Origin of the sequence: Amycolatopsis vastitatis (genome assembly GCF_002234595.1) — a bacterium.
Taxonomy (GTDB): domain Bacteria; phylum Actinomycetota; class Actinomycetes; order Mycobacteriales; family Pseudonocardiaceae; genus Amycolatopsis; species Amycolatopsis vastitatis.
Genome location: NZ_NMUL01000023.1, coordinates 76,608 through 93,858 on the forward strand (window position 1 = coordinate 76,608; position 17,251 = coordinate 93,858).

Genomic DNA, 17,251 nt, shown 5'->3' on the forward strand with positions numbered 1-17,251 from the left:
GCGAGTCGGCCGTTCGAGTACGCCGGCAGTCTCCGGCCGGCCTTCCGTACGCAGGATCATCACCACGCCCCCTTGCCCGGCTCGTGGTTCAGCAGGGCCGCGTAGCCGCGTTCGATGGGACTGTCGCCGACGTGGTCCGGGGTGCCCGCCGCGGCCAGCCCGTCCGGCGTGCCCTGGAACACCAGCTTGCCCTCGGCGAACAGCACGACGTCGGTGCACGCCGTGGCGACGTCTTCGACCAGGTGCGTCGAGATCAGCACGCACGAGTCGTGGCCCAGCTCGCCGACCAGCTCGCGGAAACGCACCCGCTGCGCCGGGTCGAGGCCGGCCGTCGGCTCGTCGAGCAGCAGGATGTCGGGGTCGTTGACGATCGCCTGGGCGATCCCGACCCGCCGGACCATGCCGCCGGACAGCGTTTTCATGCGGTCGTCGGCGCGGTCGGCGAGACCGACGCGCTCCACCGCCCGCTGCACCGCACCTGGAATGTCCTTTTTGGACACCTCCTTGAGCCACGCCATGTACTCGACGAACTCCCGCACGGTGAACCGCTTGTAGTACCCGAAGTTCTGCGGCAGGTACCCGATCCGGCGGCGCAGCTCCCGCCGGCCGCGGGGCCCTCCCGCCGGCTCCCCGAGCAGCGTCAGCGTGCCTTCCGCCGGCCGCAGCACCGTCGCCAGCGCCCGGATCAGCGTCGTCTTGCCCGCGCCGTTCGGCCCGAGCAACCCGTGAACCCCCTTGCCGAGGGACAGGTCCAGCCCGTCCACGGCCATCTTCCGCCGCCCCACCCGCACCTTCAGTCCCTCCGCCTGGATTTCCCAGGCGTAGGTCGTCGGCGCGACCTCGGCGGCCCCTACTGCCCGCATCGTGTCCTCCCTAGTGATGAGCGCCGAGCCGGGTGAACGCCGCCCCGCGCAGGGCGACGACCACCGTGGTCAGCGCGAAGATCCCCGCCCACACCGGCAACGCGCCGGTGCTGAGCGCAAACGTGAGGCCCGTGTGGGCGAAGCTCGGCAGCACGACGATCGCCGCCCACACCGCGATCAGCGCGTACGCCGCCCTGCTGACCCCGATCACCCCGCCCAGTGCCAGCGTGCCGGTGGTGAACGCCAGGCTCGGCAGCAGCCACAGCGCCGGCCCGGTGCCGGTGAACCACCCCGCGACCCCGAGCACCGGCAAGATGGCCGCGAGCACCGCCACCGTCCGCCGGACGATCAGGTAGAGCCCGGCCCGCGGTGTCGCGGTGACGACCTCGTAGGCCGGGTCGAGCCCCCGCGCCCACGACGCGGCGACCCCGAGCACCGGCAGCACCGGGGCGAAGAGCTGCACCGCCGTCACGTCGAGCACCGCCCGCCAGACCTGGTCGAGCAGCACCGCGGCCAGGGTGACCGCCACGATCATCGCCAGCCACGGCGCCATCGCCGGGGTGATCCAGGTGTCGAGCCACCGCCGCCGGTACCGCCGCCGAGACCGCGACTGCGGCTGGGGCCTGTGAAACGGGACGCCCGACAGTTCGATCTCGCCCGCGAGCCGGGACCAGACGACGTCCACCACCGGCTGGACCGGCGCCACCGCGGCGAGCCGCGCCCGGCACTCCGCACAGGTCTCGAGGTGTGCTTCGAGACCCCACAGCTGGTCTCCCGGGAGGTCGTCACCCGCCACGTACGCGGCGATGAGCCCGTCCGGCGCATGGTTCATGACAGTGCCTCCCGCATCGCGATCCGCGCCCGCCGGGCGCGGGTCTTGACGGTTCCTTCCGGCAGCCCCAGCAGGACGGCGGTCTCCCGGACGGTCAGCCCGTCGAGCACCATCGCCTGCAGCACCTGCCGCAGCTCCGGCGCGAGGTCGCGCAGCGCGTCGCCGACGTCGTCGCCCATCGTCACCGCCAGCGCCTCGTCTTCGGCCGCGGCCACCGGCACGACGTCGAGGGCTACCTCCGGCGGCGGCTGCGCGTGGTGCGCCCGGCGGCGGAACGCGTCGACCAGCCGGCGCGCGGCGATCGTCCACATCCAGCCGACCGCGCTCCCGCCGGCCGAAGCACCCGCGAACGAGCCGGCCGCGCGCCAGACGGCCAGGAACGTCTCCTGCATGACCTCGGCGACGATCTGCTCGTCCGCGCACCGGCGGCGCAGGCGCACGACGAGCCAGGGCGACGTGCGGCGGTAGAGCTCCTCGAACGCCGCGCGGTCGCCCTTGGCCGTGCGCCGGACGAGGTGCTCCTCGTCGGCGTCCTCCAGTGGCTTCTGTCTCACACCAGGCAAGACGCCGGATGTCCGGAAACGGTTCTCACCCGATTGTGTGCTGCGTCACACTCAGCGCGTGGGCCAGAACTTCCGCCAGCCGTCGGCTTCCAGGGTCGTCGGCTCGAGCCCGGCGTCGCGGGCGGCCTGTTCAGCGGCCTGGATGTCCTTCGCGAACTGCTTCGCCAGCGCCCGCAGCTCGCCCTCGGGGTCGACGCCCGCGCGGCGCGCCGTGGCCGCGATGCGGAACAGCTGGGCGGCCGCCCCGGGACCTTCGGGGAAGAGGTCGAGCGGGATGCCCGCGCGGCCGGAGCGCTGCCCGAGCTTGCCCGCCAGCGCGACCGCGGGCTGACCGAGCGCCACACCGTCCACAATGGATCTACGCTGTTTCTCGCGCTGCTTCAGCTCTTCCCACTTGGCGTTCTGGTGCTCGACCGTGTGCACCTGGTCGGCGTCGGCGAAGACGTGCGGGTGCCGCCCGACCAGCTTCGCGACGAGCGCCGCGGCGACGTCGTCGATGCCGAACGGGTCCTGCGCGTCCTCGGCCGCGACGCGAGCGTGGAAAAGCACCTGGAGCAGGACGTCCCCGAGTTCCTCGCGCAGCGCCTCGCGGTCGCCTTCCTCGATGGCGTCGAGCAGTTCGTAGGTCTCCTCGACCAGGTACTGCCGCAGTGAGTCGTGCGTCTGGACCGCGTCCCACGGGCAGCCGCCCGGCGAGCGGAGCCGGTCCATCACGTCGGCGGCCTCGACCAGCGGCGGCACCGGCGTCTCGATGACCTCCGCGCCGGTCGCGATGAGCAAGGAGGCCGCGGGTTCGTCCCGCGACCCGGCGAGCAGCACCACGTCGACCAGCGAAGGCGCCTCGGTGACCGCCGGGACGCCGAACACGGCCGGGTCGACGTCCGTCGCCGCGTAGACCGCGGTGGCGTCGCGCAGGATCTTCAGCGCGGCGGCGGGCAGCGTCGCCCCGCGGACGACCACGACGACACCCGTGCTCACTGCTGAGTACGACCGGAACCACCCGGGGGCACCACGGTGCCCTGGGAAGCGTCCGCGCTCGGCGCGACGTTCATGGCCACGGCGTCCCACACGCCGTACCGCTTGTTGATGCGCACACCCAGCTGGTCGAACAGCGGCTGCAGCTGCCGCATGCCGATCGCGGTCTTCGTGGACGCGTCGAGCTCCGGCGCCTTCTCCGTGGCGACGGGCTTGTCGTCCGTGCGCTGCCGGATCACCGCGACGAGCCAGGCGTTGCCTTCGCCTGGGTACGGCATGACCACGACGGAGCCGGTCGGTGACCCGAAGAGCGGAGTGGTGGCGAGCGTGCCCGCCTGCGCCGCCGGCACCACGTTGCCGCCACCGGCGAACCCCGGAACCGATTCGGGGTTGCCGGACTGCTGCCGCAACGCCGTCAAGTACTGGACGTCGGAGCCGATCCGCTGGTTCGCGGCCGCCGGGTTGGCGGCGAACTGCCGGGCGAGGTCGAAGGCCGCCTTCTTCGCTTCCGTGCCCTGGGGCTGGGCGCCGGTGCTGGGGTCCGCCACCAGACCGATCGACGTGTAGTCGAAGCCCACCGACAGGTTCGGGAGGACCTTGTCGGCCAGCGACTGGGCCAGGAAGGTGTCGGTCAGTTCCTCGCGGTGGTCGCGCGTGCGGGCGACCACCAGGTTGACCGCCTGGGTCTCGTTGCCCGAGTCCGCGGGGACCGGGCCGTTGAGGGGGTCGTTCGCCAGCTGGGTGTCGATCTGCGCGTAGTTGGGGGTGACGCCCTGCTTTTCCGCGGCCTTGGCGAGCAGCTCGTGCAGGACGAGCTGGCCGACGACGGCCCGGCCGAGCACGTCGAGCTTGTGCTCACTGGCGAGCTTCTGCGCATACGGCTGCTCGCGGACGGCCTTGTCGATCAAATTCTGCACCTGGTCGACGGAAATCGAGCGGTCGCCGATGATCGCGGCGGCGCCGACCTGGCTGGGACCTGAGCCGCACCCGGCGAGCAGAAGTGCACCGGCAACGACGGCGACCAGCGCGCGAGGGCGCCCCATGATCCGCATCACAGGCCATACCCTCTCACACCATCGCACCCGAAACGCAACACCCATGGGGTGACGGCGGCGGTAATGTCGATTTATGGACCACTGGCTGACCATCGAAGTGTTCGACGGCGAGTCCACGGCTTCCCTGTGGCGGCTCGCCCGCGGTGACGCGCTCACCGAAGCGGCCCTGACGAACGGCGCCGAGCAGTGGGTGTGGCACGAACACCGCTGGGGCGTGGTGCTGGAGATCGAGTTCGCGACCGAGGAACGGCGGGACGCGTTCCGGACGCTGCCGGTCGTGACGGCGGCGCTCGACGCGGTCCCGGACCCGGCGCGCGGCCTGCTCGTCTACCCGGGACGCGGCGGGGGCGCGGGGTCGCGGATGCCACGCAGGCCGCGTCCGCTGCCCATGGCGGGGGCGGGCGCGGTGCCGGTGCCCGAGGAGAAGGTGCGGATCGGGCTGGCGGAGGCCTTGCCGCCGATGTTCAGCGAAGTCGGCTGAGGAGTTCCCGCCACGCTGGGGTGAAGGCGGTGAGGTTGCCGCCTTCGCGATCTTTGGTGTCCTGAATCAGGACTTCGGAGCCGATAAAGCCACCAGGACCACGAACCCGGCATCACAACGGAAAGTCCCCCGATGTGGTGCCGCGTCCACCGCCCCTTACACCGTCGCCGGCTTCTTCGTCAGCTGCACCAGCAGCTTCGTGCACCAGTCCAGCAGCTCTTGGTCCCGCAGCGTCGGCGCGCCGATCCGGCCGCCGGCCGGACCTTCCGTCGGCTTCGGCACCGACACCGTGTTCGTCACCGCCTTGTACACCGCCTTCGGGTACAACCGCTTCAACCGCACCATCTGCGAGTCCTGCAGCGGCAGCGGCGCGAACCGGATCGTGTTGCCCTGGACCGCCACCTCCGTCACGCCCGCTTCCCGGCACGTGTGCCGGAACTTCGCCACCGCCAGCAGCCGGTTGACCGGCGACGGCGGCTGGCCGTACCGGTCGATCAGCTCTTCGCGCACCGCGTCGAGGCCCTCGGTGTCCGGTGCCGCCGCGATCTTGCGGTACGCCTCCAGCCGCAACCGCTCGCCCGGGACGTAGTCGTGCGGGATGTGGGCGTCGATCGGGAGGTCGACGCGGACGTCGGCCATCTCTTCGTCCTCCGCCGGCTCCGCGCCGGCGTGCCGCCTGAACGCGTCGACCGCTTCGCCGACCAGCCGCACGTACAGGTCGAACCCGACGCCCGCGATGTGCCCGGACTGCTCCGCGCCCAGGATGTTGCCCGCGCCGCGGATTTCCAGGTCCTTCATCGCGACCGCCATGCCCGCGCCCAGCTCGGTGTTCTGGGCGATCGTCGCCAGCCGGTCGTGGGCGGTCTCCGTCAGCGGCGCCTCCGGCGGGTACAGGAAGTACGCGTACCCGCGCTCGCGCCCACGCCCGACGCGGCCGCGCAGCTGGTGCAGCTGGGCGAGGCCCAGCAGGTCGCCGCGCTCGACGAGCAGCGTGTTGGCGTTCGAAATGTCGAGCCCGGTCTCGACGATCGTGGTGCACACCAGGACGTCGTACTCGTTCTCCCAGAAGCCCTGGATGATCTTCTCGAGCTTGTCCTCGTTCATCTGGCCGTGCGCGGTGACGACGCGCGCCTCCGGCACCAGCTCCCGGATGTGCCGCGCGGCCTTCTCGATCGAGGAGACGCGGTTGTGGACGTAGAAGACCTGGCCGTCACGCAGCAGTTCACGCCGGATGGCCGCGCCGACCTGCTTGTCGTCGTACGCGCCGACGTAGGTCAGGATCGGGTGCCGGTCCTCGGGCGGGGTGAGGATCGTGGACATCTCGCGGATGCCGGCCAGCGACATCTCCAGGGTGCGCGGGATCGGCGTCGCCGACATGGTGAGCACGTCGACGTGCGTGCGCAGCGCCTTGATGTGCTCCTTGTGCTCGACGCCGAAGCGCTGCTCCTCGTCGACGATCACGAGACCGAGGTCCTTGTAGCGGATGCCGGTCTGCAGCAACCGGTGCGTGCCGATCACGATGTCGACCTCGCCGCCGGCGAGCTGCTCCAGGATGATGTCCGACTCGGTCTTGTTCGTGAACCGGGACAGGCCCTTGATCGTCACCGGGAACGAGCGCATCCGCTCGTGGAAGGTGTTCAGGTGCTGCTGGGCGAGCAGCGTCGTCGGGACGAGGACCGCGACCTGCTTGCCGTCCTGCACCGCCTTGAACGCGGCGCGGACGGCGATCTCCGTCTTGCCGTAGCCGACGTCGCCGCAGATGACGCGGTCCATCGGGACGCCGCGTTCCATGTCGGCCTTGACCTCGTCGATGGCGGCGAGCTGGTCGTTCGTCTCGGTGAACGGGAAGGCGTCCTCCAGCTCGCCCTGCCACGGCGTGTCCTGGCCGAACGCGTGGCCGGGGGCAGCCTGCCGCGCGGCGTACAGCTGCACCAGCTCCGCGGCGATCTCCTTGACCGCCTTCTTGGCCCTGGCCTTGGTGTTCTTCCAGTCGGAGCCGCCGAGCTTGTTCAGCGTCGGCAGCTCGCCGCCGACGTACTTCGACACCTCGTCGAGCTGGTCGGTCGGCACGAACAGCCGGTCGCCCGGGTGCCCGCGCTTGGACGAGCCGTACTCCAGCAGCAGGTACTCGCGGGTGGCGCCGGCGACCGTCCGCTGGACCATCTCGACGAACCGGCCGATGCCGTGCTGCTCGTGCACGACGTAGTCGCCGGCCTTCAACGCCAGCGGGTCGACGGCGTTGCGCCGCCGGGACGGCATCTTGGTGGCGAGGTCCTTTGTGGACGTTCCGGCGCCGGAGCCGCGGCCGGTCAGATCCGCCTCGGTGAGCACGACGAGGGCGCGCTCCGGCGAGATGAAGCCGTCGGTCAGGCCGCCGCAGGTGACCGTGACGACGCCCGGCGCCGGCGCGCTCTTCAGGCCGTCACCCGCCAGGGCGGCCGGGACGTCGGCGGCCGAGAACTGCTCGACCGCGCGGGCCGCGGTGCCGTGCCCGGCGACGACGAGCACCGCCGTGCCGCCCGCCGCGGTGTGCGCGCGCAGGTCCGTCATCGCGCGCTCGAGCTCGCCGCGGTAGGCGGGCGCGGCCTCGACCGAGACGCGGTAGACGTCGGGGTCTTCGCTGGTCAGCTGGGTGAGGGTCCACCAGGCGCGCTTGGTGTCCTGGGCGTGGGAGGCGATCTCGTCGAGCCTGCGGTAGGCGGACGCGCCGAGGTCGATCGGCGCCTGGCCGCCCGCCGCGGCCGTCGTCCAGGACGCTTCGAGGAACTCCTGGCCGGTGCGGACGAGGTCGGCGGCGCGGGCGCGGATCTTCTCCGGGTCGGTGAGCAGGACGTGCGTGCCCACCGGCATCGCGTCGGTGAGCAGCTCCAGCTCGCCTTCGCAGAGGACCGGGATGAGGGCCTCCATGCCCTCGACCGGGATGCCGTCGGCGAGCTTGGTGAGCATCTCGGCCAGGTGCGCGTCGGCTTCGTACGTTCTCGCCAGCTCCGCGGCCTTTTCCTTGACCGGCGGGGTGAGCAGCAGCTCGCGGCACGGCGGCGCGGTGACCCGCGGGATCTCACCGGGCAGCGACCGCTGGTCGGAGACGGCGAACGCGCGGATCTCGCTGACCTCGTCGCCCCAGAACTCCACCCGGACGGGGTGCTGCGCGGTCGGCCCGAACAGGTCGAGGATGCCGCCGCGGACGGCGAACTCGCCGCGCTTCTCGACCATGTCGACCCGGGTGTACGCCAGCTCGACGAGCCGTTCGAGGAGGCCTTCGAAACTTTGTTCTTCGCCGACCACGAGGTCGACCGGGGCGAGGGACCCCAGCCCGGGCGCCATGGGCTGGATCAGGCTGCGGACGGTCGCGACGACCACGCGCAGGTCGTCGTCGCCCGTCTTCAGCCGGTGCAGGACCTCGAGCCGGCGGCCGACGGTGTCCGCGCGGGGGGAGAGCCGTTCGTGCGGGAGGGTCTCCCAGCTCGGGAAGTCGGCGACTCTGTGCTTGCCCAGGAGCGCGCCGAGGGACGCGGTCAGCTCGTCGGCCTCCCGGCCGGTGGCGGTGACGGCGAGGACGGGCTTGGCGGCACCGGCGTCGGCGGCGACGGCGGCCGCGACGAGCTGCCGGGCAGCGATCGGGCCCTGCAGTTCGAGCAGCGGCGCGCCGGCGCGCTCGACCACGCCGCGCAGCGCCGGGTCGGGAAGGATGGCGGTGAGGAGTCCGGACAGTGGAGCGTCGGTCACGGCCCCCAGCCTACGTGCCACCCCCGACAGGTTTCCGATCACGGCTGGTCGCGCAACAGCTTCACCACCTCCGCGACGCGGGGCAGCTGCTCGTCGAACACCTTCGGCTCGGTGCTCGCGACGCGCAGCAGGAAGTGCTCCACCCCTTCGTACTTCCGCAGCCGGGCCGCCACTTCCGGCGCCGACCCCGTCACCTGCATCTGGATTCCCTGCACGAAGTCCGCCGGCATCCCGTAGTTCCGCAGGCAGTACTCCTCCAGCAACGCGCGCCCGCGGTCCGCGTCGTCCTCCACCACGACCGTCGCGAACAATGCGGGCGTGACCGGGCGCGAAGAAAGAGCGCGGATCTGCGCCAAGCCCGACGCGTAGTCCGCCGGGTCCGGCGGGTACGGCAGCCAGCCGTCGTACAGGCGTCCGATTCGCGAAAGCGCCCCCGGTGTGTACGCCGCCAGCCACACCGGCGGACCGCCCGGCCGCGCCGGCGCCGGGAACGACGGCAGCGAGTCGTAGTGCAGCACCGAGCCGTGGAACGACGACTCACCGCTCCACGCCGCCCGCCACAACCCCACGATGTCGTCCAGGCGAGCCCGCCGACGGGCCCACGGCACGCCGGCGAACGCGAACTCCGGCTCACTGCGCCCGGCGAAACCGGCGCCCACCGCCACCGTGAGGCGGCCGCCGCTGAGCAGGTCGAGGGAAAGCAGCTGGTTCGCCGAGAGAACGGGATCCCGGAGCGCCGGGAGCAGCGCCGACGTCCCCAAGGTCACCCGCGAGGTCCGGGCCGCGAAGGCCGCGAGCATCGCGAACGGGTCCAGCGGGGCGCGCGCGAGGGTGTCGCCCACCCACACCGAGTCGAGGCCGAGTTCTTCGGCGGAGACGGCGACGTCGACCAGCTCGGGCGCGGTCCGCCCGGCGTCGAGGATGGGCTGGTAGGTCGGGATGACCAGGCCGTGGTTCGTCATGGCCGAAGCCTCACCGAAGCCGGGTATGTCCTCAATTCCCCGCGGGGAATGGCGCAGCCGAGCAGGATGGACCCGTGGACTTCGGAACGGCGCTCAAGGACTGGCGCACCCGGCGGCGGCTCAGCCAGCTCGACCTGGCGTTGCGCGCGGGGACGACACAGCGGCACGTCAGCTTCATGGAGAGCGGACGGTCGGTGCCCGGCCGCGGCATGGTGCTGCGCGTCGCCGAGTCGCTCGAACTGCCGCTGCGCGAGCGCAACGGCCTGCTCCACGCCGCCGGTTACGCGCCGACGTACCCCGAAACACGGCTCGGCGACCCGGCGATCCGGCCGGTGCTCGACGGGCTGCGGCGGCTGCTCGACGGCCACCGGCCCTACCCCGCGATCGTCGTCGACCGCTACGGCGTGCTCGTCGCGAAGAACGACGCGTTCGCCCTGCTCGTCGAGGGTGTCGCGCCGGAGCTCCTCGAAGAACCGGTCGACACGCTCCGGCTCGCGCTGCACCCGCGCGGGATGGCGCCGCGCGTGGCCAACCTCGACGACTGGGCGCGGCACATCCTCGAACGCCTCCGCAACGACCTGGCCCGCATCCCGGACGAACGGCTGGCCGCGCAGCTCGCCGAACTGGAGGGGTACCTGCCGCCGGCGTCGGCGCCCGGCCCGGAGCACCTGGGGTTCGCGGTGCCGGTCCGGCTGGCCACTTCCGTCGGCGAGCTGCGGTTGATCACCGCGATCACGACGTTCGCGACGGCGGCGGACGTGACGGTGTCGGAGCTGAAGCTGGAGACGTTCCTGCCCGCGGACGCCGAAACCGCGGAACGGCTTCACAGCACCGCCGCGGTCGCGTGACCCACGAGCAGTTCCGCGCTCGCCCACAGCACCGCCGCCGCCACGCTGCCCGCCGCGAACCGGCGGTACGGCATCGCCGCCGAGCCCGCCACGCGCGGCACCAGCGTCCGGAAGCCGGCCAGGCAGCGGCCCGCGATCACCGCCGGGACGCCGTAGCGCGCGACCACCGTTTCCGCCCGCTCCCAGCGCTCGCGGCCGACGCGACGGGCCACGCGCGGCCCCCAGTGGCGCCCTTCGAGGTACGCGAGCTGGTCGCCGAGCACGGCCGCGGCGACCGCCACCAGCCAAGCGAGTCCGAGGTGGAGCGTGCCACGCTCGGCGAGGAACCCCATCAGCAGCAGCGTCGACAGCGTCGGGAGCACGATCCCTGGCAGCAGCGCGGTTTCCGCGGTGATCACCAGGGCGCAGACCAGGTAGACGAGCGGCGCGGGCGCGTCAAGCAGAGGCCGCAGCAGACTGTCCACGCCGGGTCCTTCCCACCGCCACGGGCAGCGCCGCGCGGTAGACGAACGCGGGCGGCAGGTTGCCCCAGACGACCGGAGTGCGCTCTACGACGGCGAAACGGCTTCGCAGCGAAGCCGCGAAGCGGCGCGCAGGTGGCGTCCAGGCCGCGTGGGCGTACGCGAACGTCGTGAACCGGCCGTTCGTGGCCAGCGCCGCGACGACCGCGTCGAGGATGCGCTGCTGCCTCGGCGCGGTCATGGCCGTCCACGGCAGACCGGAGACGACGACGTCGACGTCGTCCAGCGCGAGGTGTTCCGCCGAGCCCGTACGGACGTCGACCTGCGGAAACCGTTCGCTGAGCGACGCCGCGAAACGCGGGTTGATCTCGACGGCCGTCAGCCGCGCTTCGGGGCGAAGCAGCGCGAGGACCGCTTCGGTAAACACGCCGGTGCCCGGACCGAGCTCGGCCACGCGCGTCGCGCGTTCGAGGCCGAGGCCGGCGGTCATCGTTTCGGCCAGCCACGGCGAGCTCGGCGCGATCGCGCCCGTCAGCAGCGGGTGGCGGAGGAATTCCCTGGTGATCGACATGGCCCCGACGCTAGGAACGGCCTCGGTGGCCGCGAGTCCGCCGGACCGGCTGATCGTGTCCTCCCCGAGGAGGACACGATCGGACCGAAGGATGGACGCCCGGGGCGGGGTGCCGGCATTACGTTCGGGGTGTGGGACGACTCGTGAGGTGGGTGCGCAGGCACGGCTGGACCGTGGACTTGCCGCTGTATGCCGTGTTCGTCTTCCTCGCGCCCACCTGGGCCAGCGAACAGCCGTGGGTCATCCGCGCGATCCCCATGCTGTTCCTCCTGCCGCTGCTGGTGCGCCGCAGGTTCCCGCGCACGGTCGCGGTGCTGACCATCGCCGGGGCGGCGGCGGTGTACTACACCGAGATCTGGGCGTACGACCGCGGCCGCACCGAGCTGGCCATGGCGGTCGCGCTGTTCACCCTGGTCAAGCTGAGGCACCGGTGGTTCGCCGCGGCGATCGCCGTGGCGATCCTCGTGCTCGACGTCCAGTGGAGCACCCTCTGGGGACCGCACACCGTGAACCCGGTCTTGACGATCGTCGCCATCTTCCCGCTGCACATCGCGGCGTGGGCACTCGGGGAATTCTTCCGCGCCAAGGAAGAGCTCACCGCGGAGGAGGAAAAGCTCGCCGAGGCCCAGTCGCGCGCGGCGGTCGCGGAAGAACGCACCCGGATCGCGCGCGAACTGCACGACGTGCTGGCGCACAGCATGAGCGTGATCGTGCTGAACGCCGAGGGCGCGAAGCTCGCCCGGCACCGCGACCCCGCGGCCGTCGACCGCACGCTCGACACGATCGTCCACACCGGCCGGGACGCGCTGGCCGAGCTGCGGCTGCTCCTCGAAGTCCTGCACGCCGGCCAGGCGGTGCGCAGTCCCCAGCCGACTCTCGACGAACTGCGCGGGCTCGTCGAGCAGTCAGGGCGTGACGTCACGCTCGACGTCACCGGTGACCCGGGCACCCTGCCCGCGAGCGCCGCGCTCCAGGCATACCGAATCGTCCAGGAGGCACTGACCAACATGATCAAGCACGCCCCGGCCGACGCGACCGGCCGCGTCAGCGTCGCCTTCGAGCCACCCGAAATCCGGATCGAGGTGACCAACACCGGCGGCCGCGCGTCGCCGGCCCCGGCACTGCCGTCGTCCGGACGCGGGCTGACCGGGATGCGCCAGCGCGTCGAGATGTACCACGGCGAGCTGTCGGCCGGACCGCTGCCGGACGGCGGATACCGCGTCCACGCGAGCCTGCTGGTCCGGCCGTGACCACCCGGATCCTGCTCTGCGACGACCAGCAGCTGGTCCGCGTCGGGCTGCGCATGATCGTCGAAAGCCAGGCCGACTTCGCCGTCGCGGGCGAGGCCGCGAACGGCGAGGAAGCCATCGCCCTGGCCCGCGAGCTGCGGCCGGACCTGGTGCTGATGGACGTCCGGATGCCGGTGCTGGACGGCGTCGCGGCGACCGAGCGGATCTGCGCGGAGCTGCCGGACGTGCGCGTCCTCATCATCACGACCTTCGACCTCGACGAGTACGCGTACGCCGCGTTGCGGGGCGGGGCCAGTGGTTTCCTGGTGAAGGACGCGCCATCGGAAGAGATGCTCGTGGCGATCCGCGGCGTGCTGCGCGGCGACTCGATGGTCTCGCCGTCGGTCACGCGGCGGCTGCTCGACCGGTACCTCGCCGACGACCGCGACCCCGTGGACGTCGAGAAGCTCGGCGTGCTGACCGAACGCGAAAAGGACGTGCTGGGCCTCATCGCGCGCGGGCTGTCGAACGGCGAGATCGCGGCGAAGCTGTACATCGGCGAGACGACGGTGAAAACGCACGTCGGCCGGATCCTCGGCAAGCTGCGGCTCCGCGACCGGGTCCACGCGGTGGTCTTCGCGTACGAGGCCGGGTTAGTGCGACCGGGTTCCTGATAACTCCCTATTAATCCTCTTGATAAGGTGGTTTAGAGTACTTTGCATGACGATATACAAGTCGGAGGCCGGCGCTCGGCTCCTGCGCGAGCGGTACCTCGACGCTCTGCGGGCGTGGCCAGGCCCCCGTGACGAAGTGCGCGTGCCGACGCCCGAAGGCGAGACGTTCGTCGTGGTCGCGGGACCGGCCGAAGCCCCACCACTGATGCTGCTCCACGGGTCCGGCAGCAACTCCGCGGAATGGGCGCACCGGATCCCGTCGCTGACCGAACGGTTCCGCGTGCACGCGGTCGACATCATCGGCGAGCCGGGGATGAGCGCCCGGACGCGGCCGCCGCTCGACAGCGACCGGTACGCCCGGTGGCTGGACGCCGTGCTGGACCACTTCGACCTGGCGCGGACGGCCTTCCTGACGTCGTCGTTCGGCGGCTGGCTCGCCCTCGACTACGCGACCCGGCAGCCGGAGCGCGTCGCCGCGCTGGCCCTGCGGTGCCCGATCGGCCTCGGCCCGATGAAGAAGGGGTTCGTCGTCAAGGCGGTCCTGCTGGCGTTGCTCGGCGAGAAGGGACGGCGGAAATCCGTCGCCGGCGTGCTGGGCGAACCGGAGTCGTCGCCGATCGTGGCGCACCAGCTGCTGGTGTCCGCGAACTACCGGTACCGCACCGGCCCGTTCCCGGTTTTCGGTGACGCGGCCCTGGGACGGCTGACCATGCCGGTGTACGCCGTCGCCGGAGCGGAGGACGCCATGGTCGACTCCGCGACGACGAAACGACGTCTCGAAGCGGCGGCCGGCGCCGTGGTGGACCTGGTGCCCGGCACCGGCCACTACATCCCCGGCGAACCGGACCTGGACTTCCTCACCCACGCGGCGGCGAACGGCGATTTCACCGCTTGATGGCAGGATGAACCGTATGCGGCGTGCGCTGGCTCTCATCGGTGTGGTGTCTTGGGCGGTCCTGGGCTGTTCGGGGGCGTCCAGCGCGCCCGTCCAGAGCGTGCCGCCCGCCCCCACCCCCGCCGCGGCGACCGGGAAGTTCAAGGTCGAAACGGTGACCGCCGGGCTCGAGCACGGCTGGGACGTCGGCTTCCTGCCCGACGGCGGCATCCTCGTGCCGCAGCGGCCGGGCAAGCTCGCGCTGGTCCGCGACGGCAAGGCGGCCGACGTGCGCGCCGACTTCTCCGACGTCCTCGTCAAGGGCGAAGGCGGGCTGCTCGGCATGGTCGTCAGCCCCGACTTCACGACCAGCCGCGAGTTCATCACCTGCCAGGACCACCAGGAGGGCGGCAAGGCCGTCGACATCCGGCTGGTCACGTGGCGGCTGGCCGAAGACGGCGCGAGCGCGGCGAAGGTGAAGAACCTGCTCACCGGGCTGCCGGTGAACCCGAGCGGCAGGCATTCCGGCTGCCGCCCGACGTTCGCCCCGGACGGCGCGCTGCTCGTCGGCACCGGCGACACCGCGCGCCCGTCGATCGCGCAGGACCGCCACTCCCTCGGCGGCAAGGTGCTGCGGCTGGACGCGAAGACCGGGAACCCGCTGCCGGACAACCCGTTCATCACCTCGAGCGACCCGCACGAGCGGCTGATCTACACCTACGGCCACCGCAACGTCCAGGGGGTGGCGATCCGGCCGGGCAGCGGCCAGGTGATCACCGCCGAGCACGGGCCGACGTTCGACGACGAGGTCAACCTGCTGAAGTCCGGCGGGAACTACGGCTGGGACCCGTCGAAGGGCGGCACCGACTCCAGCTACGACGAGAGCGTGCCGATGACCGACCTCAAGCGGTTCCCGGACGCGGTGAGTCCACTGTGGACGTCCGGGAAGATCACCGAGGCGATCAGCGGCGACGCGTTCCTGACCGGCGCCCAGTGGGGCCGGAACGACGGCGCACTCGTCGTGGTGGCACTCAAGGGCCAGAAGCTGCTGCTGTTCCACCTGGACCCGGCGGGCAAGGTCCTCGACGTCTCGCTGCCGCCGGAGTTCAACGACAAGTTCGGCCGCCTGCGCGCGGTCCGCAGCGGCCCGGACGGCGCCCTGTACGTGACGACGTCCGACGGCACGAACGACAAGCTGCTGCGGGTCACCCCGGCCTGACCATGAGAAAGCCACGGCTACGCGGTGCCGTGGACACTTCCGCCCGGGTGGCGGATCGCGGACCATGGTGTGCACCAGAGGTTTCGCCCGTCCCCTACGCGTGTTGGACGCGGTCCGAAGAAAGCGTTCCCGCGGCAGCACCGCGCCGGTCCCCGGGCGCCGACGCCGACCCGGCGTTCCGGGGGCCGGCTCCAAACAATGCCGCTCCAAACAATGCCGCCCGGGCCGGACAGGAGCGGCTAGCGCCCCAGGTGGGCGCCGCCGTTGACGTGCACCACCTGGCCGGTGACGTGCCCGGCGGCGGGGCTCGCCAAGAACGTCACCACGGCGGCGACGTCGTCCGGCTTGCCCGGGCGCTTGTTCATCGTGTTGCCGACGAGCCACTCCCGGCGGCGGTCGCCCAGCTGCCCGTGGAAGAACTCGGTGTCCCCGACCAGCCCCGGCGCCACGACGTTCGCGGTGATCCCGCGCGGGCCGAACTCCCTGGCCACACTGACGTTCCAGCCCTCGACCGCGGCCTTCGCGGCACCGTAGGACCCGGCGCCGGTGTGCGCGGCGATCGAACCGATCGTGACGATCCGCGCCCCGTCGGCGAACCGTTCGCGCAGCGCGTGGGTCACGAGCGCGGCACTGACCACATTGGACCTCAGGTTCCGTTCGAACGCGGCCGCGAAGCCGGCAAGGTCCTCCGCGTCGCCGTTTTCGCCCAGGAAGTCCGTGTTGCCCCCGGCGTTGTTGACGAGCACGTCGACGCGGTCCGGCAACTCCGCCAGTGCGGCTTCGACGGCCGCGGGATCGGCGGCGTCGAACACGACGGCTCGCGCGCCCAGGAGCGTCGCGGCCTCGGTGAGCACCTTCTCGCGGCGCCCGGTGATCGTGACGCGCTCGCCCGCGCCGGCCAAGGCGGCCGCGACGGCGTACCCGATGCCCGTGCCGCCGCCGGTCACCACGACTTCCCTCGTGTTCCCCATGCCCCCGACCCTAGTGCCTAGGATCGGGTCATGACGAAGATCGACCCGGCCACCTCCGCGCTCGTGCTGATCGACCTGCAGGAGCGGGTCGTGACGTTGCCGACCACGCCGTACACCGGCGAAGAAGTCGTCGCGAACGCGCTGCGGCTGCGCAAAGCGTTCCAGGAGGCCGGAGCGCCGGTGGTGATCGTGAAGGTGTCGCGGCCGGACAACCCGCCGGGCAACGAGCTGGTCTTCGAGGCCGGCGACGACAAGATCGTCACGAAGTACACGATCGGCGGGTTCGCGGGCACGGACCTCGACGAGTTCCTGCGCGGCGCGGGCGTGCGCACGGTGGTGTTCGGCGGCATCGCGACGGAGTTCGGCGTCGAGTCGACCCTGCGCGCGGCCGCCGACCACGGCTACGACACGGTCGCGGTGTCCGACGCGATGACGGCGCTCTCGGACATCTCGCACGAAAACGCGATCACGAAGATCTTCCCGCGGCTGGGCACGGTCGTGACGACGGACGAGGCGCTGGCCGGGCTGGCGTGATCGACAAGATCGCCTGGATCCACGTGATGGACGGCCGGATCCTGGCCGCACGCTCGCGCGGCAAGGACAGGTTCTACCTCCCCGGCGGCAAGCGCGAGCCCGGCGAGTCGGACGTCGAAACGCTGGTCCGCGAGATCCGCGAGGAACTCGACGTGGCGATCACGCCGGAGTCGGTCGTCGCGGCGGGCACGTTCGAGGCGCAGGCACACGGCCACGCGGCGGGCACGCGGGTCCGGATGACCTGCTACACCGCCGAGTACCGCGGAACCCTCGAGGCGAGCAGCGAGATCGAAGAAGTCGCGTGGCTGGGATACGCCGACCACGACCGGGTCTCCGCGGTGGACAAGCTCATCTTCGACCACCTGCACGCCACCGGTCAGCTCGCCTAGGTGGCTGGTGTTTCAGGTCAGGGC

General features: G+C 71.8%; 18 protein-coding genes. 8 read left to right on the forward strand and 10 right to left on the reverse strand.

The genetic code is table 11. The features are described 5' to 3' along the window. Nucleotides 1-59 precede the first annotated feature (59 nt). The 5 genes from CF165_RS23105 to CF165_RS23125 are packed head-to-tail and all read right to left on the reverse strand — an operon-like array spanning nt 60 to nt 4,276. Nucleotides 60-863, reverse strand: a complete 804-nt coding sequence (locus CF165_RS23105) for an ABC transporter ATP-binding protein (protein WP_093949640.1) — start codon at nt 861-863, stop codon at nt 60-62. A gap of 10 nt (nt 864-873) precedes the next feature. Further along, nucleotides 874-1,695, reverse strand: a complete 822-nt coding sequence (locus CF165_RS23110; RefSeq protein WP_093949641.1) for a zf-HC2 domain-containing protein — start codon at nt 1,693-1,695, stop codon at nt 874-876. Next, the gene (locus CF165_RS23115) at nt 1,692-2,249 is read right to left on the reverse strand and encodes an RNA polymerase sigma factor (protein WP_093949642.1); all 558 of its coding nucleotides are present in this window, start codon (nt 2,247-2,249) and stop codon (nt 1,692-1,694) included. Before CF165_RS23115 ends, CF165_RS23110 begins: the two co-directional genes overlap by 4 nt. 60 nt (nt 2,250-2,309) lie before the next feature. Then, entirely contained in the window at nt 2,310-3,236 is a 927-nt protein-coding gene (locus CF165_RS23120; RefSeq protein WP_093949643.1) for a nucleoside triphosphate pyrophosphohydrolase, read from the reverse strand. Next, a complete protein-coding gene (locus CF165_RS23125; protein ID WP_240521744.1) occupies nt 3,233-4,276 on the reverse strand; it encodes a SurA N-terminal domain-containing protein in 1,044 nt (347 codons plus the stop codon). Before CF165_RS23125 ends, CF165_RS23120 begins: the two co-directional genes overlap by 4 nt. A gap of 85 nt (nt 4,277-4,361) precedes the next feature. On the opposite strand from CF165_RS23125, the gene CF165_RS23130 reads away from it, so the two are divergent. After that, on the forward strand, nt 4,362-4,769 hold the full coding sequence (locus CF165_RS23130) for a hypothetical protein (protein WP_093949645.1): 408 nt from the start codon (nt 4,362-4,364) through the stop codon (nt 4,767-4,769). A 156-nt stretch (nt 4,770-4,925) separates the two neighbouring features. Here CF165_RS23130 and mfd read toward each other — a convergent pair whose 3' ends face one another. Together mfd and CF165_RS23140 are read right to left on the reverse strand one after the other, a co-directional pair. Beyond that, nucleotides 4,926-8,480: a transcription-repair coupling factor gene (mfd, locus tag CF165_RS23135; protein ID WP_093949920.1), complete on the reverse strand. Its 3,555-nt coding sequence runs from the start codon at nt 8,478-8,480 to the stop codon at nt 4,926-4,928. Nucleotides 8,481-8,533: 53 nt separating this feature from the next. After that, complete coding sequence (locus tag CF165_RS23140) at nt 8,534-9,457, reverse strand: LLM class flavin-dependent oxidoreductase (protein WP_093949646.1); 924 nt, start codon at nt 9,455-9,457, stop codon at nt 8,534-8,536. Nucleotides 9,458-9,531: 74 nt separating this feature from the next. On the opposite strand from CF165_RS23140, the gene CF165_RS23145 reads away from it, so the two are divergent. Then, complete coding sequence (locus tag CF165_RS23145; protein ID WP_093949647.1) at nt 9,532-10,305, forward strand: helix-turn-helix transcriptional regulator; 774 nt, start codon at nt 9,532-9,534, stop codon at nt 10,303-10,305. On the opposite strand, the gene CF165_RS23150 is transcribed toward CF165_RS23145, so the two are convergent. Together CF165_RS23150 and CF165_RS23155 are read right to left on the reverse strand one after the other, a co-directional pair. Then, on the reverse strand, nt 10,281-10,769 hold the full coding sequence (locus CF165_RS23150; protein ID WP_093949648.1) for a DedA family protein: 489 nt from the start codon (nt 10,767-10,769) through the stop codon (nt 10,281-10,283). The genes CF165_RS23145 and CF165_RS23150 overlap by 25 nt on opposite strands. Further along, nucleotides 10,741-11,337, reverse strand: coding sequence for a class I SAM-dependent methyltransferase (locus CF165_RS23155; protein WP_093949649.1), 597 nt, complete (start codon nt 11,335-11,337; stop codon nt 10,741-10,743). The genes CF165_RS23150 and CF165_RS23155 overlap by 29 nt, the downstream gene beginning before the upstream one ends. Before the next feature lie 131 nt (nt 11,338-11,468). Here CF165_RS23155 and CF165_RS23160 point away from each other — a divergent pair, with 131 nt between their 5' ends. The 4 genes from CF165_RS23160 to CF165_RS23175 are packed head-to-tail and all read left to right on the forward strand — an operon-like array spanning nt 11,469 to nt 15,333. Beyond that, nucleotides 11,469-12,587 carry a sensor histidine kinase gene (locus CF165_RS23160; RefSeq protein ID WP_240521745.1) on the forward strand — a complete coding sequence of 373 codons (1,119 nt, stop codon included), beginning with the start codon at nt 11,469-11,471 and terminating at the stop codon, nt 12,585-12,587. Further along, the gene (locus CF165_RS23165) at nt 12,584-13,240 is read left to right on the forward strand and encodes a response regulator (RefSeq protein WP_093949651.1); all 657 of its coding nucleotides are present in this window, start codon (nt 12,584-12,586) and stop codon (nt 13,238-13,240) included. Before CF165_RS23160 ends, CF165_RS23165 begins: the two co-directional genes overlap by 4 nt. 46 nt (nt 13,241-13,286) lie before the next feature. After that, a complete protein-coding gene (locus CF165_RS23170) occupies nt 13,287-14,135 on the forward strand; it encodes an alpha/beta fold hydrolase (protein WP_093949652.1) in 849 nt (282 codons plus the stop codon). A 16-nt stretch (nt 14,136-14,151) separates the two neighbouring features. Further along, the gene (locus CF165_RS23175; protein WP_093949653.1) at nt 14,152-15,333 is read left to right on the forward strand and encodes a PQQ-dependent sugar dehydrogenase; all 1,182 of its coding nucleotides are present in this window, start codon (nt 14,152-14,154) and stop codon (nt 15,331-15,333) included. Nucleotides 15,334-15,572: 239 nt separating this feature from the next. On the opposite strand, the gene CF165_RS23180 is transcribed toward CF165_RS23175, so the two are convergent. Further along, nucleotides 15,573-16,304: an SDR family NAD(P)-dependent oxidoreductase gene (locus tag CF165_RS23180; protein ID WP_093949654.1), complete on the reverse strand. Its 732-nt coding sequence runs from the start codon at nt 16,302-16,304 to the stop codon at nt 15,573-15,575. A gap of 30 nt (nt 16,305-16,334) precedes the next feature. On the opposite strand from CF165_RS23180, the gene CF165_RS23185 reads away from it, so the two are divergent. Continuing rightward, nucleotides 16,335-16,838: an isochorismatase family protein gene (locus tag CF165_RS23185; protein ID WP_093949655.1), complete on the forward strand. Its 504-nt coding sequence runs from the start codon at nt 16,335-16,337 to the stop codon at nt 16,836-16,838. Next, nucleotides 16,835-17,227, forward strand: a complete 393-nt coding sequence (locus CF165_RS23190; protein ID WP_093949656.1) for an NUDIX hydrolase — start codon at nt 16,835-16,837, stop codon at nt 17,225-17,227. Before CF165_RS23185 ends, CF165_RS23190 begins: the two co-directional genes overlap by 4 nt. The last annotated feature ends 24 nt before the right edge of the window (nt 17,228-17,251 follow it).

Bases quoted from the DNA above. Each gene is read 5' to 3' on its own strand.
- CF165_RS23105 (WP_093949640.1), bottom strand. From the start codon at position 863: ATGCGGGCAGTAGGGGCCGCCGAGGTCGCGCCGACGACCTACGCCTGG.
- CF165_RS23110 (WP_093949641.1), bottom strand. From the start codon at position 1,695: ATGAACCATGCGCCGGACGGGCTCATCGCCGCGTACGTGGCGGGTGAC.
- CF165_RS23125 (WP_240521744.1), bottom strand. From the start codon at position 4,276: ATGGGGCGCCCTCGCGCGCTGGTCGCCGTCGTTGCCGGTGCACTTCTG.
- CF165_RS23130 (WP_093949645.1), top strand. From the start codon at position 4,362: ATGGACCACTGGCTGACCATCGAAGTGTTCGACGGCGAGTCCACGGCT.
- CF165_RS23140 (WP_093949646.1), bottom strand. From the start codon at position 9,457: ATGACGAACCACGGCCTGGTCATCCCGACCTACCAGCCCATCCTCGAC.
- CF165_RS23155 (WP_093949649.1), bottom strand. From the start codon at position 11,337: ATGTCGATCACCAGGGAATTCCTCCGCCACCCGCTGCTGACGGGCGCG.
- CF165_RS23170 (WP_093949652.1), top strand. From the start codon at position 13,287: ATGACGATATACAAGTCGGAGGCCGGCGCTCGGCTCCTGCGCGAGCGG.
- CF165_RS23175 (WP_093949653.1), top strand. From the start codon at position 14,152: ATGCGGCGTGCGCTGGCTCTCATCGGTGTGGTGTCTTGGGCGGTCCTG.
- CF165_RS23180 (WP_093949654.1), bottom strand. From the start codon at position 16,304: ATGGGGAACACGAGGGAAGTCGTGGTGACCGGCGGCGGCACGGGCATC.
- CF165_RS23185 (WP_093949655.1), top strand. From the start codon at position 16,335: ATGACGAAGATCGACCCGGCCACCTCCGCGCTCGTGCTGATCGACCTG.